General features: G+C 42.4%; 15 protein-coding genes and 1 riboswitch. Of the genes, 6 read left to right on the top strand and 9 right to left on the bottom strand.

Annotated features, from left to right (window positions below; all coding sequences use genetic code 11):
• Window positions 1-33 precede the first annotated feature (33 nt).
• The 3 genes from N6H18_RS16135 to alaS are packed head-to-tail and all read right to left on the bottom strand — an operon-like array spanning window position 34 to window position 5,282.
• The gene (locus N6H18_RS16135) at window positions 34-1,143 is read right to left on the bottom strand and encodes a peroxiredoxin family protein (protein WP_262309316.1); all 1,110 of its coding nucleotides are present in this window, start codon (window positions 1,141-1,143) and stop codon (window positions 34-36) included.
• 44 nt (window positions 1,144-1,187) lie between these two features.
• Window positions 1,188-2,639 (bottom strand): Asp-tRNA(Asn)/Glu-tRNA(Gln) amidotransferase subunit GatB, encoded by a 1,452-nt coding sequence (gene gatB, locus N6H18_RS16130; RefSeq protein ID WP_262309315.1) that lies wholly within the window; start codon window positions 2,637-2,639, stop codon window positions 1,188-1,190.
• Between the two features lie 3 nt (window positions 2,640-2,642).
• A complete protein-coding gene (gene alaS, locus N6H18_RS16125) occupies window positions 2,643-5,282 on the bottom strand; it encodes an alanine--tRNA ligase (RefSeq protein ID WP_262309314.1) in 2,640 nt (879 codons plus the stop codon).
• Window positions 5,283-5,436: 154 nt separating this feature from the next.
• On the opposite strand from alaS, the gene N6H18_RS16120 reads away from it, so the two are divergent.
• The 4 genes from N6H18_RS16120 (at window position 5,437) to dprA (ending at window position 9,246) form a co-directional block, all read left to right on the top strand.
• Complete coding sequence (locus N6H18_RS16120) at window positions 5,437-6,420, top strand: M23 family metallopeptidase (RefSeq protein ID WP_262309313.1); 984 nt, start codon at window positions 5,437-5,439, stop codon at window positions 6,418-6,420.
• A gap of 134 nt (window positions 6,421-6,554) precedes the next feature.
• Window positions 6,555-7,745, top strand: a complete 1,191-nt coding sequence (locus N6H18_RS16115) for a CapA family protein (RefSeq protein WP_262309312.1) — start codon at window positions 6,555-6,557, stop codon at window positions 7,743-7,745.
• A 3-nt stretch (window positions 7,746-7,748) separates the two neighbouring features.
• Window positions 7,749-8,093: a MerR family transcriptional regulator gene (locus tag N6H18_RS16110; protein ID WP_262309311.1), complete on the top strand. Its 345-nt coding sequence runs from the start codon at window positions 7,749-7,751 to the stop codon at window positions 8,091-8,093.
• A 43-nt stretch (window positions 8,094-8,136) separates the two neighbouring features.
• A complete protein-coding gene (dprA, locus tag N6H18_RS16105; protein WP_262309310.1) occupies window positions 8,137-9,246 on the top strand; it encodes a DNA-processing protein DprA in 1,110 nt (369 codons plus the stop codon).
• Here the strand turns inward: dprA and N6H18_RS16100 are convergent, their stop codons facing one another.
• The gene (locus N6H18_RS16100) at window positions 9,247-10,098 is read right to left on the bottom strand and encodes a hydroxymethylglutaryl-CoA lyase (protein WP_262309309.1); all 852 of its coding nucleotides are present in this window, start codon (window positions 10,096-10,098) and stop codon (window positions 9,247-9,249) included.
• Window positions 10,099-10,308: 210 nt separating this feature from the next.
• On the opposite strand from N6H18_RS16100, the gene N6H18_RS16095 reads away from it, so the two are divergent.
• Window positions 10,309-11,661, top strand: coding sequence for a M28 family peptidase (locus N6H18_RS16095; RefSeq protein ID WP_262309308.1), 1,353 nt, complete (start codon window positions 10,309-10,311; stop codon window positions 11,659-11,661).
• Window positions 11,662-11,856: 195 nt separating this feature from the next.
• Here N6H18_RS16095 and metF read toward each other — a convergent pair whose 3' ends face one another.
• From metF to N6H18_RS16070, 5 genes are all read right to left on the bottom strand, one after another.
• Window positions 11,857-12,813, bottom strand: coding sequence for a methylenetetrahydrofolate reductase [NAD(P)H] (metF, locus tag N6H18_RS16090; RefSeq protein WP_262309307.1), 957 nt, complete (start codon window positions 12,811-12,813; stop codon window positions 11,857-11,859).
• 181 nt (window positions 12,814-12,994) lie between these two features.
• On the bottom strand, window positions 12,995-13,306 hold the full coding sequence (locus N6H18_RS16085; RefSeq protein ID WP_262309306.1) for a four helix bundle protein: 312 nt from the start codon (window positions 13,304-13,306) through the stop codon (window positions 12,995-12,997).
• 110 nt (window positions 13,307-13,416) lie between these two features.
• Entirely contained in the window at window positions 13,417-16,143 is a 2,727-nt protein-coding gene (gene metH, locus N6H18_RS16080; protein ID WP_262309305.1) for a methionine synthase, read from the bottom strand.
• A gap of 31 nt (window positions 16,144-16,174) precedes the next feature.
• Complete coding sequence (locus N6H18_RS16075; protein ID WP_262309304.1) at window positions 16,175-16,537, bottom strand: four helix bundle protein; 363 nt, start codon at window positions 16,535-16,537, stop codon at window positions 16,175-16,177.
• Between the two features lie 25 nt (window positions 16,538-16,562).
• Window positions 16,563-17,573 carry a homocysteine S-methyltransferase family protein gene (locus N6H18_RS16070; protein ID WP_262309303.1) on the bottom strand — a complete coding sequence of 337 codons (1,011 nt, stop codon included), beginning with the start codon at window positions 17,571-17,573 and terminating at the stop codon, window positions 16,563-16,565.
• 43 nt (window positions 17,574-17,616) lie between these two features.
• Window positions 17,617-17,741, bottom strand: a riboswitch (SAM riboswitch).
• Window positions 17,742-18,026: 285 nt separating this feature from the next.
• On the opposite strand from N6H18_RS16070, the gene N6H18_RS16065 reads away from it, so the two are divergent.
• Window positions 18,027-18,488, top strand: coding sequence for a globin family protein (locus N6H18_RS16065; RefSeq protein ID WP_262309302.1), 462 nt, complete (start codon window positions 18,027-18,029; stop codon window positions 18,486-18,488).
• Window positions 18,489-18,739: the final 251 nt, after the last annotated feature.

Below are 18,739 nucleotides of genomic sequence, written 5' to 3'. Positions count from 1 at the left end.
GCCCCACTTTTTGCTAAGCAGGATTTTCCAGTCTTAAATCGCCCCGAAAATCTCTTTTAACTTAGCCTCTAATGAAGGTCCTCTTAGATTCTTGCCAATGATGGTGCCGTCAGGTCCGATTAGGTAGGTAGCAGGAATCGAATTGATTTTGTACATGGCAGCTGCCTCAGACTGGAAATATTTCAAATCTGATACATGCGTCCAAGTCAAGTTGTCTTTTTGGATGGCGTCCACCCAAGCTGCTCTGTCTCTGTCCAGAGATACACTCAGGATGTCAAACCCTTTGTCATGGTACTCATTGTACATTCTCACGACGTTAGGGTTTTCCATGCGACATGGTCTGCACCAAGCTGCCCAAAAATCAATTAAAACATACTTTCCTCTGAAAGAACTTAATTTCACGGGTTCTCCATCTGGTGTGGGTAGATTAATCTCTGGGGCTACAGAGCCAATCGCCAGGTTTCTCATGCTATTCACTCTTTCTACCAAATCTTGGGTGTAAGAAGAGTTAGGTATTTGTTCGTTGTATTTGGTCGCCAGACTATCTAGAAAGCTAAATTCATTTTCTTCATCCAAAAATGAAGTAGCTAAAAGACCAGAAATAGAATTATCCATTTTCCAAATGGCCTTTTTGATTTCGTAATTGGTAGCATTTTGCATATCCAAAAATTCTTCTTTGATGTCTTCCAGCGCTTGCATATTGCCTTCATTTCTTGCTTCTATAAACTTGGCGTTGAGGTCTTGTGTTTGTGCTTCAAAGTTGTTTTTGATATTGGTGAGTTGGTAGATATAATCGGTGTTTTGCGAACCTGTGATGCGATAAGGTTGGTTGAAATCCTCGTCTGTTTTTACCAAGACTACTTCATCGTCATTGGTCAATACCATATTGACAATGTGCTTGTTGTAAAAATTGAGTCTTACGAAAGAGGGTTCGTCCAATTTGATATTGAGAGAGAAATCCCCAGGAGTATCGAGATAAAAAGAATCAATAACGGTCAATTCGTTGTGCTTGATCAATTCTACTTTGACCAATTCATCTTTGATGGGGTTTTCATAGTTTCCAGTAACGACAGCTCCTTCTTTAGTTTTGGAGCATGAGATCATGGCAGCTAGGCATACTATCAATAGGAATGTATTTTTCATGTTATGTTTTTTTCTTCTCAACGCATGTGCGTCTCAATAGTTTTTTACTTGTTTAATGATTCGTTGATCAATTTGGTTGTGATCTGAGGGTTGGCTTTTCCTTTTGATCTTTTCATCACTTCACCCATGAATAGTCCCAAAAGTCCCTTTTTCCCATTTTTGAATGCCTTCACTTTGTCTGGCATTTCAGCTAATACTTCATCCACTATTTTTTGCAGTCCAGATTCATCATTGTCTTGAAACAGAGACAGTTCTTTGGCAACTTCATGCGCAGATTTGCTGGGATTTTCTATCATCGATAGAAATACTCTGGTCGAGGCAGTGGAATAGTTCAATTTTCCCGATTCGACCAATTCTATCAATTGATGCAGCTTTTCTGCAGTGATGGGAAAGTCCGAACTGCTCAAATTGTGCTCCGATTGATAGTTTTTGATTGGGCCAATCATCCAGTTGGCAATGCGCTTGTAGTGCTTGCAAATCTTGGCCGTGTGGAAAAAGTAATTGGCTCTTTCTTGATTCTCTGAGATTATCTCTGCGTCGTATTCTGTGAGATCATAGTTGGTCTGCAGCTCTTTGGCTAGCTGCGCAGGGAGCTTGGGCATGAGTGCCTTGATTTCAGCCAAATAGCTTTCAGGTACGGTAATCGGCAGCAGGTCTGGACAAGGGAAGTAGCGGTAATCATTCGCTTCTTCTTTGGTTCTTTGAGAGGTGGTTTTGCCTGTAGCATCATCAAACCCTCTGGTTTCTTGTTTTATTTTTTTGCCTTGATCTAGCAAGTGGCTTTGTCTTTGCACTTCGTGTTGAATGGCTCTTTGGACGTTTCTTATAGAATTCATGTTTTTGATTTCTACTTTTTGTCCCAAAGTTTCGGTTCCCTTCTTTCGGAGTGAAATATTGGCGTCACAGCGGAGAGATCCTTCTTCCATGTTGCCATCACCTACACCGAGGTATCTTACTATCCTTCTGATTTCAGTCAACAAATTCCCTGCTTCTTCGGAAGTACTGATCTCTGGCTCTGTAACCATCTCGATGAGAGGAGTACCTGCTCTGTTGAAATCCAAAAGAGACCCTTCATGTGCAGAGTCATGCATAGACTTGCCGGCGTCTTCTTCGATGTGAATACGGTTAAATTTAATGCGCTTGACGTCTTCACCACTCTTTACATCTAAGTATCCACCTACACATATAGGCTGATTGTCTTGTGTGGTTTGGTAGCCCTTGGGTAGATCGGGATAGAAATAGTTTTTTCGATCGAAAGAAGTCACTCTGGCGATTTCACAATTACAGGCCAACCCCATTTTGATGGCGTATTCTATGGCCTTTTCGTTGGGTTTGGGCAACGTCCCAGGATGCGCCAGTGTAATTGGACTTACATTGGTGTTGGGAGCATCGCCAAAACTATTTTTGTCAGATGCAAATAATTTGCTGTTGGTAGCGAGCTGAACGTGAACTTCCAGACCGACTACCAGTTCGTATTTACTTGATTTTTCTTTCAAACCTTATGAATGACTAGTCACACTTTCGATTAATTCTTTGGCTTTTGTCACTACTTTGGACAAGCCTTTGAGGTTATTGCCTCCTGCTGTCGCAAAGAAGGGCTGACCACCACCACCGCCTTGGATCTCCTTGGCCAGATCTCTGACCATGTTGCCTGCGTGCAATTGATGCTCATTGACTAGGTTGTCTGAAAACATCACCGCAATCTGTGGCTTACCCGCAATATTAGCAGCAATAATTAGGATCAGGTTCTCAACTTCGTTTTTAAATTCAAATGCGATCTTTTTGAGGGTGTCAGCATTGGGTAGTTCTGCCTCAGTAATCAGCACATTGAATGCGTTGATTTTCTCAATCTTCTGAGCCAATATTTCCTTTTGTTGTTTACCCTTTTCAAGATTGATCTCTTCTATCATCTTTGTCAATTCTTGCTTTTCCTTGACCAAAGACTCAATGGCTTTCACGGTGTCTTTGGGATTGTTGAGCAATTCATTGACTTGCTGTAGTATTTCGTTTTGCTTCAATTGGTAGACTTCAGCAGATTCGGCTGTCAAGGCTTCTATTCTGCGGACACCAGCCGCGACAGAACCTTCTGAAACGATTTTGAACTGTCCAATATGTCCTGTCGCTGGTACGTGTGTACCACCGCATAGTTCTACAGAGTATGCTTTGTCAAATGTGATGACCCGTACGAAATCGCCATACTTTTCACCAAAAAGAGCCATCGCACCTAGTTTTTTTGCCTCTTCGATAGGTACATTTCTCTTTTCGTCTAGCGAAATGTTTTCTCTGATTTTGGCATTGACGATTCTTTCTACTTTCAAGATTTCTTCATCTGTCATCTTAGCAAAGTGTGAAAAATCGAAACGCAAGATTTTTTCATTGACCAAAGAACCTTTTTGCTGCACATGTTCACCGAGCACTTGTCTAAGTGCTGCATGAAGAAGGTGAGTGGCACTGTGGTTGTTTTCGGTCAACAGTCTTTTGTTGGTATTGACGACTGCTTCAAAATTTGCCTCCAAGTTGCTTGGTAGTTGGTTGGCAAAATGGATGATCAGGTTGTTTTCCTTTTTGGTATCGATGATGCTGATTTTTTCATCTCCATCAGCTAGGAAACCAGTATCACCCACTTGTCCGCCACTTTCAGCATAGAATGGGGTCTGATCCAATACAATGTGATACAAAGTTTTTCCTTTTTCTTCTACCTCACGGTATTTGGAAATTTGCGCCGTGGATTTGACTGCATCATATCCTAAGAAGACTACTTCATCGATGGCTTTGACTTCTATCCAGTCTCCCTTGGAAGTCGCAGCATCTTGCTTGGATCTGTTCTTTTGGACTTGCATTTCCTCTTTGAAGGCCGCTTCATCTACAGAAAGACCATTTTCTCTGGCGATCAAAGATGTTAAATCAAACGGAAAGCCGTAGGTGTCGTATAGTTCGAACGCCACCTTGCCGTCTATTACCTTGGTAGTGTTTTCTACTTGGTTTTTGATCACTTCAAGTTTGGTTAATCCCTTGTCCAGTGTTCGCAAGAAAGACGACTCTTCCTCTCTGATCACTTTGGCGACAAAGTCTTGCTGAGAAACCAATTCTGGAAACACACCATCAAATTGCTGTGCCAGTACGGGTAACAACTCATACAAGAATGGCTCTTTGAAATTCAAGAAAGTATAGCCATAGCGTACCGCTCTTCTTAGGATTCTTCTGATGACATAGCCTGCTTTGTTGTTGGATGGCAACTGACCATCCGCGATCGTAAATGCAATGGCTCTGATGTGATCCGAAATCACTCGAAGGGCAATGTCTGTTTTTTCGTCTTGTCCATACTGAACTTTGGCCTTGTCAGCCGTGAAGTTGATCAGTGGTGTGAATACGTCTGTATCGTAGTTGGAGGTTTTCTTTTGAATCGCCATAGCCAGACGCTCAAAACCCATGCCTGTATCTACGTGTTGGGCGGGTAATTTTTGTAGGGAACCGTTGGCTAGTCTGTTGAACTGCATGAATACCAGATTCCAGATTTCGACCACTTGTGGATGGTCATTGTTGACCAAGTCTTTGCCTGGGATTTTGGCTACTTCTGCATCAGATCTCAAATCTATGTGAATCTCCGAACAAGGCCCACAAGGCCCAGTATCGCCCATTTCCCAGAAGTTGTCTTTTTTGTTGCCAAAAACAATTCTTTCTTCAGGCATGATGTCTTTCCAGAGATCCAGAGCTTCTTGATCCAATGGCATGTTGTCTTCTTCATCTCCACCGAAAACGGATGCGTAGAGTCTGTCTTTGGGTAGGCCAAACTCTACAGTCAAAAGCTCCCAAGCCCATTGGATGGCTTCTTTTTTGAAATAGTCTCCAAATGACCAGTTGCCCAACATTTCGAACATGGTGTGGTGGTAGGTGTCTAGACCCACTTCTTCCAAATCATTGTGTTTACCAGATACTCTGAGGCACTTCTGTGTGTCAGCGATCCTTTTGGAAGATGGATCAGAGTTGCCAAGAAAATAATCTTTGAATTGGTTCATGCCAGCATTGGTGAACATCAATGTGGGATCATTGTGAATGACCAGCGGGGCGGAAGGTACGATCTCGTGTTGTTTTCTTTCGAAAAAATCTAAGAAACGCTTTCTAATTTCTTTGGAATCCATCTATTCTGTCTTGTTTCAGCATTGTTAATACTGATTTTCTTTTATTTTAATAATTGTATTAAATTGCAGGTGTTTATCAAATTTTAAAGCCGTAAATCGAAAATATTGACTACCACTCAAAATCGAAGCACAAAGTTAGATATTCTGAACTAATATGGCTAGAATAAAATATTATTACGATACGGAATCATGTAAATATGAGCGTGTCAAAGTCTCCACCTGGGATATTATTTTAAATGCCCTTGGCTTTCTGTCTCTCTCCCTCATGTTGGCGGCAGGGATGTTTATTGTGTACAATAAGTATTTCAAATCACCTGTGGTGGCACAACTTGAAAAGGAGAATGAAGAGCTCTTGTTTTATTACGATCTACTCAAAGGAGAGATGAAAAGTGCCTCTGAGATGCTTACCTCTCTTCAAGAGCGAGATGACAATGTGTACCGTGTGATTTTCGAGGCAGAACCAATTCCATCTTCTATCAGAAATGCAGGTGTGGGAGGGGCAGATCGATACAAAGAGATTGCAGAAAAGGGACTCGAAAGAGATGATATTCTCATGGAGGCCTATGCGAAAATTGACAAGCTGAAAAAGCAGATGTATATACAGACCAAGTCCTATGACGAACTCATAGAAATGGCTAGTAACAAAGCGGCGTTTTATGCAGCACTGCCTGCTATTCAGCCTGTATCCAATGAGGAGTTGAAGAGACTTTCTTCAGGTTTTGGCTATAGAACTGATCCGATTCTGAAAACTAGGAAAATGCACTTGGGGGTTGATTTCTCTGCACCCAAAGGAACGCCTATATATACAACAGGAGATGGCGTGGTTTCCAAAGTTCATACTAGTTTTGGTGGTTATGGACGCTATGTGGAGATTGATCATGGCTATGGTTATGAAACCAAGTATGCGCACATGAGTGCTTTCAATGTCAAAGAAGGACAACAAGTCAAAAGAGGAGAATGCATAGGCTATGTAGGCAACTCTGGAAAATCAACTGCACCACACTGTCATTATGAAGTGAGCAAGGACGGAAAGAAAATCAATCCTGTGCATTTCTTCTACAAGGATTTGAACTCATCGGAGTATGAGGAGATACTCAGACTTGCATCTATCGAAAACCAAGCTTTGGGTTCTTACTAAGTACTTTTATACAAGAAATTTAAAACCCTGACCTTTTGAGGATTATCAAAGGTCAGGGTTTTTTGTTGGTGTATTGTGGAAAACTTCATGCTATGATAGTCGCCACTTCTTTATTCTGAATATAATTTTGAGCCATGGTGAGAATCATTAGTGTTTTTGTGTTGGTCATAGCTGTTGTGGGGTGTAAGGTGCAACAGCCCAGTAGTTCGCAATCTACAGTTCCTGTTGAGCCACCAGTGGCAGCAGATACCGTTGCTCAGGAACCCGATTATTATGTGACTCAGTTGGGAGATACCTTGGAGACACTGGGGGAAGAAGTATCCATCGAAATGTACCGCGTACTCAAAGATACCGTATCGATCATCGGCGTGGGAGATATTATGATGGGGACCAATTTCCCTGACAAGGGTTATTTACCTCCTAATCAAGGCAAAGATCTCTGGACAGAAGTATTTGACACCTTGAAACAAGCAGATGTGACTTTTGGTAATTTAGAAGGAGTGATTCTAGACGAAGGAGGGACACAAAAGACTTGCAACAATCCTAAAGTTTGTTACTTGTTTCGATCCCCAGAATACATGCTCGACAATTTGGTGGATGCTGGCTTTGATGTGGTCAGTCTCGCCAATAATCACGCAGGGGACTTTGGCAATGAAGGTCGCAGAAATACCATGAAGGCATTGGATTCAGTGAAGATTAATTATGCAGGCTTGATTTCAGCACCTTACACGATATTTGAACGAGAGGGGATGAAATATGGGATGGTTGCTTTTTCACCCAATACAGGGACGATATTGATTCATGATACTGCACAAGCCAAAGCTTTGGTGAGTAAACTGGATACGTTGGTGGATATTCTTATCGTGTCCTTTCATGCTGGTGCTGAGGGTCAGGATCATCAACATGTGACGCGTGAAAGAGAATACTTCTACGGAGAAGATCGAGGCAATGTATATGAGTTTGCAAGAATGTTGATCGATCATGGTGCAGATGTAGTTTTTGGGCATGGACCACACGTGACTCGTGCTGTAGATGTGTACAAAGATCGATTTATTGCCTATAGCTTGGGTAATTTTTGCACCTATGGTCGGTTCAATTTGAGTGGGCCTAAGGGTGTTGCGCCGATTATCAAAGTGCAGACAACTGGAGAAGGAAAATTCCTGTATGGACAAATCATCCCAACCTACCAGCCAGGAGCAGGAGGCCCGAAGATCGACTTGAATAATCGTGCAATTAAAATAATTAAGAGTCTTACAGAAAAAGATTTCCCTGAAAGCAACCTCAGGATTGACGATTCAGGTATAATTACTTATCTTAACCGCTGAACCGTGCCTTACAAAGAAAAAGAAATAGAGAAAAGATACTACACCATCGGAGAGGTCGCAGATGACCTAGGTGTGGCGACTTCCTTGATTAGATTCTGGGAGACGGAGTTTGATATCATTAGTCCTAAAAAGAACAGAAAGGGGAACCGACAGTTTACACAGGACGATATCAAAAAAATAAAATTGATCTATCATTTGGTGAAAGTGAAAGGTTATACCCTACATGGGGCCAGAGATTTTATCAAAAATGATGTCAATGCAGCCATGGACAGAATAGATATGATAGAATCACTAAAGAATATCAAGAGCTTTCTCATGAAGCTAAGAGACGATTTGCAGAGAAATTAATTGTTGTGATTTTGATGGTTTTAACAATTGAATATCTTCTAATATGGAGGAAGAAAGACTCTATGTACTCGCACTCAAATTCACCAATGGTATTGGCGATGTGCTAGCCAAGCAACTCATCAGCTACTGTGGGTCAGCCAAAGCAGTATTTCATCTCTCGAAAGGCAGATTGCTCAAAATCCCAGGGATCGGTAGTAAAGTTGTAGATGCCATCGTCAACAGTGATGCTATCAGGAGAGCTGAATTGAGCCTCCAACAGGCAGAAAGACAATCTATTCAAATCATCCCATACTTTGACAAAGCCTATCCAAGTAATCTAAAATTGGTCAATGATGCACCTTTGGTTTTATTTTATAAAGGAGCACAGGTCTATAACGATCGCAAAATCATTGGGATCGTAGGTACTAGAAATGCTACCAATTATGGCAAGCAAGTGACTGCAGAGATCGTAGAGCAGCTCAAAGCGCATGATACACTTATTCTCAGCGGACTGGCTTATGGAATAGATATCGCTTCGCATAAGGCAGCACTCAAAAACGACCTGTCAACTGTTGGGGTTTTAGCTGGAGGATTGGATATGATCTACCCAGCCGCACACAAAGGTGTCGTGCAAGATATGTTGGCTCAAGGGGGGATATTGTCAGAGCATCCTCCAGGAGTGAAACCAGATGCCCATCATTTCCCGGCGCGCAATAGGATCATTGCAGGGATGTGTGATGCGCTGGTTGTGGTGGAGGCAGCGGCCAAAGGTGGGGCTTTGATCACAGCCAATATTGCATACTCTTATAACAGAGAGGTGTTTGCAGTGCCTGGTGAGTTGGGAAGTAAATATTCTGAAGGCTGCAATGCATTGCTGAGGGCTCAGCGTGCACTGATCTATACTGATATCAAGGACATTGAATACAATCTCAACTGGACGCCAGGGAAAAAACAGCCAAAACAAACAGTCTTTGATTTGTCCATCTACTCAGAAGAGGAGCAGAGGATTATTACGGTATTGTCTAGTTTTACCAAAGGTCTACATCTCGATGAACTGTGTTGGAAAAGCCAGTTGTCCATCAATCAGACCGTGAGTTTATTGCTCAATCTAGAGTTTTCGGGCCTGATAGAATCACTGCCAGGCAAGCAATACAAGCTCACTAAGACTATCTGATTACCTTCCTAAAAATACCTTTGGTGCCATGTTGAGTGCTTTGGATAGTGCTTTTTTGTCGTAATTGACAGAGACGTTCCTTTCTTCAAAGTATTCCAGCATGAGCTCTGTAGCGATATTGCCAACTAGTTTGTCGTTTGCCATGGGACAACCACCAAACCCATTGATTGCACCGTCAAATCTCCTGCAGCCTGCTTTGTATGCTGCAGCGATTTTACTCATCGCAGTGTCACGATCCGAGTGAAGGTGTACTCCAAACTCAATACCCTCAAAATTAGCTGTCACGACTTGAAACAAGGACTTGATATTATCAGGAGTAGATACACCTACCGTGTCTGCAAGAGAGATAATGCCTATGCCTAATTGCTTTAATTTTTCGATCATATCTAGGACCAAATTGGACTCGTATGGGTCACCATATGGATTACCAAACCCCATTGATAGGTAAGTAACAAGTGTCTTGTTGTGCTCCAGACAGATGTTTTGGATGATGGCCAGTTCCTCCATTGCTTCAACGATACTCTTGTTAGTGTTTTTCCTTTGGAAGGTCTCGGAGAGCGAAAGAGGGAATCCTAAGTAACTGATGCTTGGAAAGGCAATCGCATCATGTGCGCCTCGTTCGTTGGCGATGATTGCGAGGAGTTTGGTATTGCTGCCTTTTAGATCCAAATGACTCAATACTTCCTGTGTGTCTTGCATTTGAGGAATGGCCTTTGGTGATACAAAGCTGCCAAAATCAATCGTATCGAACCCAACCTTGATGAGTTGGTTGATGTATTCAATTTTGTCTTCGGTTGGCACATATTCGTGCAGACCTTGCATGGCGTCCCTTGGGCATTCGATAATTTTCATTTGCAGGATGTTTAGGTTCTACGAATATAAATGAGATCGGAGAAATGTGTAGAGTTAAATGTGATGAATTAAGAGCTGAATGCAGAGTAAGAATTAAATCTGGAGACCATTTAGAGATAAGAAAGAGATCAATTGATGTGGTAATGAATGTTTTTATATGATTGATTCAAATGATTTAGTATTTTCGATCAACTCAAAATGAAATGAATAATGGTTAAAAATGTAATGGTTGTAGGGTTTTGGTTGTTATCTAGTTTTTGTGCTTTATCTCAATCATTGGATGTCTACCAAAGGATGTACGGTATTGTAGAGGAGGTGTCATCAGAACGAATTGAAAAGGATATAAGGAAGTTGGTAAGTTTTGATACAAGACATACTTTGTCGGATACAGTATCAAAGAAAACAGGAATTGGAGCTGCACGACGCTGGATTAAAACAGAATTTGATAAGATTTCTGTCGAGTGCGGTGGGTGTTTGGAGGTAATGTATGTTGCAGATACTATCAAAAAGGACCTAAACCAAAGAATCACCAGGGATGTGTATGTGGTTAGTGTAATTGCAATTCAAAGAGGGACAACTTATCCAGATCGTTATGTGATGATGTCTGGTGATATTGATTCTAGGGTTACGGATGTGAATAATTTTAAGGATAGGTCACCAGGAGCAAATGACAATGCCTCTGGAATGGCTGGTGTCATTGAAGCTGCCAGAGTGCTGTCCAAACATCAATATCCTGGAACTATAGTTTATGCAGGTCTTGCAGGAGAAGAACAAGGATTGTTTGGAGGCCAAATTTTGGCCGCCAAGGCAACAGCTGAAAATTGGGATATCATTGGGATAATGAACAATGATATGATAGGTAATATTGAGGGGGTAGATGGAGTGATTGATAATCGTACCTTTAGGATATTTTCTGAACCTACACCTGTGACAGAAACAGAAAAGGAGAGGGACAGAAGAAGATATTATGGTGGAGAAGTGGACGGTGTTTCAAGACAACTTGCCCGATATATTTTCAAGACAACACAAACATACATGCCAGAGATGAATCCTATGATGGTATATAGGTTGGATCGATTTGGAAGGGGTGGACATCATAAACCATTCAATGATGCAGGGTTCCCAGGAGTGCGAATCATGGAAGCGCATGAGAATTACAATCGTCAACATCAAGATGTCAGGATAGAAAATGGGGTCAAGTATGGTGACGTGATCGAAGGAGTGAATTTTGAATATTGTAGTAAGATCACTGCTGTAAACGCGATTAATTTAGCTTCTTTAGCTATGGCACCTGATGCCCCAAAGAATGTTAAGATCGGGGGTATAGTTGAACCTTCCACCAAATTGGCATGGGATAAAACCAAGGATGAAAATGTGATTGGTTATAATATTTACTGGAGACTTACAACCAGTCCGACATGGGACATGCATCGTTTTGTTGGAAATGTCACTGAATTTACGCTTGAGGGCATTGTGATAGATAACTATATGTTTGGAGTGGCGGCAGTGAGTAAAGATGGTGTAGAATCGATTGTCACTTTTCCCAGCGAGGTGATGAGATGAGTGGTTGATAGAATATCTGTGCGTGATGCTTTATCTATTAGTGTATCTCGCTACCAAAAAATATTGTGATGAAGGGTTATCTCATTACAAAATTGGACATTGATCGTTCAGGAATCAGCCATTTAAAATTGGGAGGTAAACTACAACTCGAACAAACATCAACGAGTAAACTGTAAAAAATAAAATCTATGTCGTTCAAAACACCGCCTCAGCGATCTTTTGTACGCTGGTGGACTTACCCATAGAGTAGTAGTGCAAGACAGGTACACCCCATTCCATCAATTCTTTGGACTGCTTGATACCCCACTCGATACCGATTTCTTTGGCTTGTTGGTTGTCTTTGCATTTGTCCAGTGCCTCACCGAGTTCTTCGGGTAGGTCGATGTGGAAGATGCTCGGAAGGATCGTAGACTGGGCTTTGGTTGCGATGGGTTTCAACCCTGGAATGATCGGCACATGGATGTCCATGGCACGGCAGCTCTCTACGAACTCGAAGTATTTGCTGTTGTCAAAGAACATCTGAGTGACAATGTACTCTGCTCCAGCATCCACTTTTTGTTTCAGGTATTTGAGATCCATCTTGATGTTGGGCGCTTCGAAGTGCTTTTCGGGGTAGCCTGCCACTCCAATACAGAAGCTGGTTGGGCTTGGCTTGTCGATACTATCGTCTAGGTAGATTCCTTTGTTGAGACCATCTACTTGGTGCAAGAGGTCAAGTGCATAGTTGTTGCCTTCTGGATGCGGTACGAATGAACCCTCTGACTTGATGGCGTCACCTCGCAGTACTAGCACATTGTCTATACCTAAGAAGTTCAAGTCAATGAGTGCATTCTCCGTTTCTTCTTTGGAGAATCCACCACAAATAATGTGGGGCACAGGATCGACATCATAGCGATGCCTGATCGCAGCACATATCCCAACAGTACCTGGTCTCTTGCGAGTCGTTTTTTTCTCTAACAGCCCACTAGGGTGTTCTTTGTAGATGTACTCTTCTCTATGGTAGGTGACGTCTATAAAGGGAGGGTTAAACTCCATCAAAGGGTCCAAGTGATCAAAAATGGTTTGGATTTTCTCGCCCTTTTTCGGTGGGATGATCTCCAGTGAAAAAAGTGTTTTGCCTTTGGCGTTTTGTATATGTTCGGTAACCTTCATTTTTTTCTGGTTTACTGGTTTGGCTGGTTTAACTGGTTTTCTAGTTTTCTGGTTTTCTGGTTTGCTGGTTCTCTGGTTTGCTGGTTTACTGGTTTAACTAGTTAACTAGAGAACCAGTAAACTAGAGAACTAAATAGTATTAAGGTATCGGATCATGCCGTGAATCAGTTTCCTTATTTTATCAAGCTGTTCGTGGTATTTTTTGTACTGTATCTTCCTGTATGTAATTTAAATCCTGTATGACATACATAATACTCTTCACCTCGGCAGCTGATGCACTCGCAATATTCAAGAATCTAATAAACTCTTTGTTTCCATTTCTTCCAAAGCCTTCTGCTATATTATTCATGATAGATAAGGCCGCTCGCCTGAGCTGACTCTGAGTATCTCTGTCGATTCTGTGATTTGATTCCAAGAATAGATAGATGCTCTTCACAAATACCCTTGCTTCTTTCCATGAATCTAAATCTTCAAATCTCTTTACTGTACTCATTGTTTTTGGTTTGGCTGGTTTTCTAGTTTTCTAGTTTTCTGGTTTGGCTGGTTTGGCTGGTTTTCTGGTTTAACTAGTTAACTAAACTAGCCAACTAGAAAACCAGTCAACTAGTTATAAGCCAAATTAGGCGACAACCATTTTTCTGCTAGTTCGAGGGTCATGCCTTTTCTCTCTGCATAGTCCTCTACTTGATCTTTGTCTATTTTACCCAAGCCAAAATATTTGGAATTCTCGTTGGCGAAATAGAAGCCACTGACGGATGACGCAGGATACATCGCATTAGATTCTGTCAAGATGATCCCCGTTTCCTTTTCGACATTCAACAATTTGAACAGAATCGGTTTCTCTGTATGGTCTGGACAAGCTGGATAGCCTGGTGCAGGTCGGATACCTTTGTATTTCTCCGAAATCAATGCGTCATTTTCTAGAGTTTCGTCTGCTGCATAGCCCCATAGTTCCTTGCGGACTTTGAGGTGCATGAGCTCTGCAAATGCCTCTGCCAGACGATCTGCCAGTGCCTTGATCATGATGGAGTTGTAGTCGTCATGATCCTTGTCATACTTTTCGATCAATTTTTCGATCCCAATACCTGCGGTGACTGCAAACCCACCCATGTAGTCTTGTCTGCCGCTTTCCTTTGGTGCGATGAAATCCGCCAAGGAGAGATTCGGGATGTTTTTGCCCTTTTTGCCCTGCTGACGCAAAAAATGGAAGGTCGCCAAGTCTCGTCCCGAGGCATCAGATACCGATACATCTTCGCCGTTGACATTGTTGGCTTGGTAGATGCCTATGACAGCATTGGCTTGTAGGCTTCTCTTGGCGATGACGTCATCCAGCATTTTGTTGGCGTCATTGTAGAGTTTGGTGGCTTCCATGCCGATCACTTCATCTTGCAATATTTTCGGGAATTTGCCTTTGAGCATCCATGTCTGGAAAAAGGGTGTCCAGTCAATGAACTTTCTGATTTCCTCCAGAGGGAAATTGTTGAAAGTTTTGTTGCCGATGAATTTGGGTTGGATGATGTTTTCCTCTGCCCAGTTCAATTCAAACTTATTGGCTTTTGCCTCTTCAAATTTGATGTAGTTCTTGTCTTTGGTTCTCCCCGCATGATTTTCTCTTGCTTCGAGGTATTCTTGCTTGGTCTTGTTGACAAAGGCTTCTTTGTTTTGGTTCAACAAATCACCAGCCACAGGTACGCTTCGAGATGCATCCAGTACGTGTACAACGGGACCACTGTAGCAAGGGTCTATCTTGACTGCTGTATGGATTCTCGAAGTAGTAGCCCCGCCGATGAGTAGGGGGTACTTAGCACCGTCTTTCTCCAATAGCTTGGCAAAATCTACCATCTCGTCCAGTGATGGCGTGATCAACCCACTGAGTCCTATGATGTCAGCATTGATTTCTTTGGCTTTCGCCAAGATCTTTTCGTTGGGTACCATGACACCCATATCGACGATTTCATAGTTGTTGCAGGCCATGACGACCCCTACGATGTTTTTGCCAATGTCATGCACGTCACCTTTGACAGTAGCGAGCAGAACAGTCCCTGCATTTTGTGCATCGCCCTCTACCTTGTCAGCTTCTAGAAATGGCATGAGGTAAGCCACGGCTTTTTTCATCACGCGTGCACTCTTTACGACTTGTGGTAAGAACATTTTTCCTTCTCCAAACAAGTCTCCGACGACATTCATGCCGTCCATGAGTGGTCCCTCGATGACATGCAGAGGCCTGTCTACCTTTTGACGGACTTCTTCAGTGTCTGCATCTATGAATTCTACGATTCCTTTGACCAGTGCGTGTTCGATTCTTTTTTCGACTGGCAATTGGCGCCATTCGTCTGTTTTCTTTTCAGCCTTGCCTTCTCCTACGAAGGATTCGGCAAAGTCCAACAAGCGCTCCGTGGCGTCATCTCGACGATCCAAGAGCACATCTTCTACATGTTCCAAAAGGTCTTTTGGGATGTCGTCGTACACTTCCAACATGGCTGGATTGACGATACCCATGTCCATGCCTTGACCGATGGCATGGTAGAGAAAGGCAGAGTGCATGGCTTCTCTGACCGGGTCATTGCCTCTGAATGAAAATGAAACATTGCTCACACCGCCACTTACATGCGCTGCGGGTAGATTTTCTCTTACCCAACGAGTGGCTTTGAAGAAGTCCAAAGCATTTTTGCGATGCTCTTCCATCCCAGTCGCAACAGGGAAGATATTGAGATCGAAAATAATGTCTTGTGGCTTGAAATTGATTTTGGGTCCGACCATCAGCTCATACGAACGCTTGACAATTTCTACTCTGCGTTCGTAGTTGTCTGCCTGACCCTCTTCGTCAAAGGCCATCACGATCACTGCTGCACCATATTGCTTGACGAGTTTGGCCTGACGGATAAATTCTTCCTCACCGACCTTGAGACTGATGGAGTTGACTACAGACTTGCCTTGTGTACACTTGAGACCTGCCTCGATGATTTCCCACTTGGAGGAGTCGATCATGACGGGGATTCGGGCAATGTCTGGTTCTGAGGCCATCAGGTGTAGGAAGTTGGTCATGGTCTCAGCACCATCTAGCATCCCTTCGTCCATGTTTACATCGATGATCTGTGCGCCACCTTCGACTTGGTTGCGGGCTACAGCGAGGGCTTCTTCAAACTTCTCTTCTTTGATCAATCTTAGGAACATCCTAGAACCAGTCACGTTGGTTCGCTCACCTACATTGATGAAGTTCAAATCTGGCGTCACAACAAGAGGCTCCAAACCGCTGAGCTTCATCGGCTCATAATCATGCCACTTGTATTTGTACTTGCCTGGGTAGTCTGGATGAATGATATAGTCCATAGTTTTATAGTCTACGGTCGACAGTTTTCTGTCAACTGTTTTGATTCATTGATTTAATAAGTGCTTGAATTTTTATGACAAGCGTTTCGGTTTGATCATACAAAGATTTGAATTGGTCTTCATGGATCAAATCTCTGTTTTTAGCAAGATATAAGCAAGTGATTACTTCAAGAGCAGATCTGTTTGCATACCTCAAAAAGCGAATAAACTCAGCATTAGATTGTCCAGTACTCCCTTCTGAAATATTCAATGAGATAGAGTCTGATGCTCTTTTGATTTGAGAAGTTAGAATGTAACGCTCTTCTTTTGTCCATGTCAAAGTCATTAAATGAACTTCGCTGGACAAATTGATAGCGTCTTGCCAAACTTTTAAATTCTCAAATTTGAATCCCATCTCAACTATTTTTGGAAATAGATCATCAGTTGACTGTCGACTGTCGACTGTTTACTTCCCTCGGCTCATACTTCGCTGCTAGCTCGGCAATTGCTTTGATGTGATCGGGGGTTGTGCCACAGCATCCGCCGATGATGTTGATCAAGCCATCGTCTAGGAATTCTTTGATTTGACTGACCATGTCTTCTGGAGTCTCATCGTATTGTCCAAACTCGTTGGGTAGACCAGCATTTGGGTGTGCAGAGATGTTGAAATTAGATTTATTGGACAGTGTAGCCAAGTAGGGTTTTAATTCCCTTGCACCTAAGGCACAGTTCAAACCGATGCTCAACAGATCCAAGTGGGAAACCGAGATCAAAAATGCCTCCGTGTTTTGTCCTGATAGGATTCTGCCACTGGCATCTGTAATGGTGCCTGATACCATGATCGGAATCTGGATGCCTCGTTCTTCAGCGATCTGATCGATAGCCATGAGTGCGGCTTTGGAGTTCAGTGTATCGGTGATGGTCTCTACCAACAGCAAATCTGCTCCGCCATCTAATAGGGCCTTGGCTTGCTCCTTGAACGCCTCCAAAAGCTGGTCATAGGTGATGGCTCTGTATCCAGGATTGTTTACATCCGGAGACATGGATGCCAGTCGGTTAGTTGGCCCCATGGAGCCTGCTACAAACCTTGGTTTGTTGGGTTCTTTGGCGGTGAATTCGTCTGCTACTTCTCTGGCGATTTTAGCAGATTCAAAATTGATTCGATAGACCCAATCCTCCAGTTTGTAATCCGCTTGTGCTACCCAGGTACTGCCAAAGGTGTTTGTCTCTACGATGTCTGCACCTGCTTCGAAGTAGGCGGCATGGATTGCTTTGATGACTTCTGGTTTGGTGACTGAGAGTAAGTCGTTGTTGCCCTTTAGCGGTACATCATGGTTTTTCAATTCTTCATTTCTAAAGTCCTCTTCTTGCAATTGATAGCGTTGGATCATGGTCCCCATGGCTCCATCCAATACCAATATTCTATCTTTTAGAATATCTCTAATGTTCATATCTATAGTATTAAACTACTTACCCAGAAAGAATTTCGTCGATTACCTATCTTTATCTGTGTACCTGAAAAGTACAGAAAGGGAGTTGGCACAACATCCAATATTGCGGCTATGGATAGGTTGCCAAGACGTCTTCGGGCCCTGTCCCTCGGTCTTTCTCGATAAGTGGTCGCAAATATAACTTTTTTTGTGGGAGTAGCAAGGAGTATATCTGTGGTGAAAGTCTTTTAGTTTCACCCTAAAGGCACTTTTACTTATTCATTCTTATTGATAACTGACAAAAAGCAATTGGCTGTATGGTATATGTTCTATGAACAATTGAGGACTACCTATACCTTTGTTTTGATCTAAAACTTCAACCTCAAGTGATAGTTAGAAGAGCATGGAATGACTGAAACTGTCTGAAATGTTGCTTGAATCTGTAGCGAGTTTTAACTTTTAACATCCTAACCTATGAACTTTTTAAAATCAATCTTTGGGAAGAAGGAAGCTATTCCCACTCCGATTACCCTTTCTGAAAAACAGCTTGTTCAAGAATCATTTGCCTTGGTAGCACCCATAGCTGACAAGGCGGCAGAGATATTTTATACCAAGCTTTTTGAGCTGGATCCAGAACTCAGACCCTTGTTCAAGGGAGATATCACCGAACAAGGCAAGAAACTCATGGCTATGCTGGCCGCAGCGGTCAAGGGATTGGATAGGCTTGATACACTGGTGCCAGTAGTCCAAGATCTTGGAAGGAGACATGTGGGGTATGGAGTCAAGGATGAACATTACGACACAGTAGCTGCAGCATTGTTGTACACATTGGAAACGGGGCTAGGAGAGAGGTGGAACAATGAATTGAAAGATGCTTGGGTTACAGTCTACACTGTACTGTCCTCTACCATGAAAGCAGCTGCTAAAGCAGCATAAAACACGAAAAAAATTAAACTATACTATATGAATAAACCTTTACTGTCATGGATAAATCAAAAACAAAAGTTGTTATTATGCTAGTTGCCTATGCCCTCGTTATGCTTGCTTTCATGCAAGCGTGACGAAATGATTGCCCAGACATTAACCCAACGTATGTGCATTACTTGTAAGTGAATTATTTCATGTACAAGTAATGCTTTATGCAGTTTGTATTGTAAAAAATATTTTACTTTTATAGAGCTGGAATG

The organism is Reichenbachiella agarivorans (assembly GCF_025502585.1).
Lineage (GTDB): Bacteria > Bacteroidota > Bacteroidia > Cytophagales > Cyclobacteriaceae > Reichenbachiella > Reichenbachiella agarivorans.
This window is presented reverse-complemented; position numbering and strand designations above follow the sequence as displayed.